Consider the following 1,104-nt stretch of genomic DNA (forward strand, 5'->3'; position numbering starts at 1 on the left):
CCTTTGTGGGCACCTACACCTATTCGGCGCAGGATTTCCGAGATACCGCACAGGCAGTATTTGACGGTCGGCTGGGACCTTTAGACTGGTGTGAACACCGATCAATGGCAGAAGGCCACGCCGCATTCCAGAACCTGTTGGCCGGGAAAATCGCGGCGCCGAAAGTGATACTGAACCCATGGAAGTGACCCCCGCCAGACGGGCGGAGGCCTTTTCCCGTCAAGAGATGTGATAACCCGGTGTGGATCTGGAGATTGCGATCTCTTCTTCCCCCATCTCCTGCGGAATATCGTCAAACAGCGGCGTGCTCAGATACCGCTCACCCGTATCGGGCAACATGCACAGGATCGACGACCCGGGTTCGACATTTTCTGCAATGCTCACCGCGATGGCAAAGGTTGATCCGCCCGAGATGCCGGTCAGGATGCCTTCTTGGCTGGCCAGCTTCCGCGCCCATTCAATCCCGACTGGCCCGGGGACGGGCAACAGTTGATCATAATACTGGTTGTCGATGGATTCCTGCAGAACCGATGGAATGAAATCCGGCGTCCAACCCTGAATGGGATGGGGCTCAAAGGCTGGATGGCTGGCGAGAGGTTCGTTGTCATCTCCGCGCTCGGTGGCGATACCGCTGCCAACCAGCTGTGCGTTTGCAGGTTCAGAAAGGATGATTTTTGTCTCGGGCCGCTCTTTCCGAAGAACGCGGCCAACGCCTGTGACCGTGCCGCCTGTTCCGTATCCGGTCACCAGATAATCCAGACGCGCACCCTTGAAATCACCCAGAATTTCCTGCGCCGTTGTGGCTTGATGAATTTCCGCATTGGCCGCTGTTTCAAATTGACGAGCCAAGAACCAGCCGTGTTCTTCGGCCAGCTCAACCGCCTTGCGGTACATGCCAAAACCCTTTTCGGCGCGCGGGGTCAGAACAACCTTGGCCCCCATCATCCGCATCAGCTGACGGCGTTCAACCGAAAAGCTGTCAGCCATCGTCACCACAAGCGGATAGCCCTTTTGCGCGCAAACCATCGCAAGGCCGATCCCTGTGTTGCCGCTGGTGGCCTCAACAACGGTCTGCCCGGGCTTGAGGGCCCCGCTGCGCTCTGC

General features: G+C 58.2%; 1 protein-coding gene and 1 pseudogene. One reads left to right on the plus strand and one right to left on the minus strand.

The window, feature by feature from the left end:
• Positions 1-188: pseudogene (locus ACR0I7_RS20050) on the plus strand (galactitol-1-phosphate 5-dehydrogenase); the annotation flags it as partial.
• 31 nt (positions 189-219) lie between these two features.
• Here the strand turns inward: ACR0I7_RS20050 and ACR0I7_RS20055 are convergent.
• On the minus strand, positions 220-1,104 hold an 885-nt coding region (locus ACR0I7_RS20055), incomplete at its 5' end, for a PLP-dependent cysteine synthase family protein (protein ID WP_480514139.1).

The organism is Ruegeria sp. AM1 (assembly GCF_056540745.1).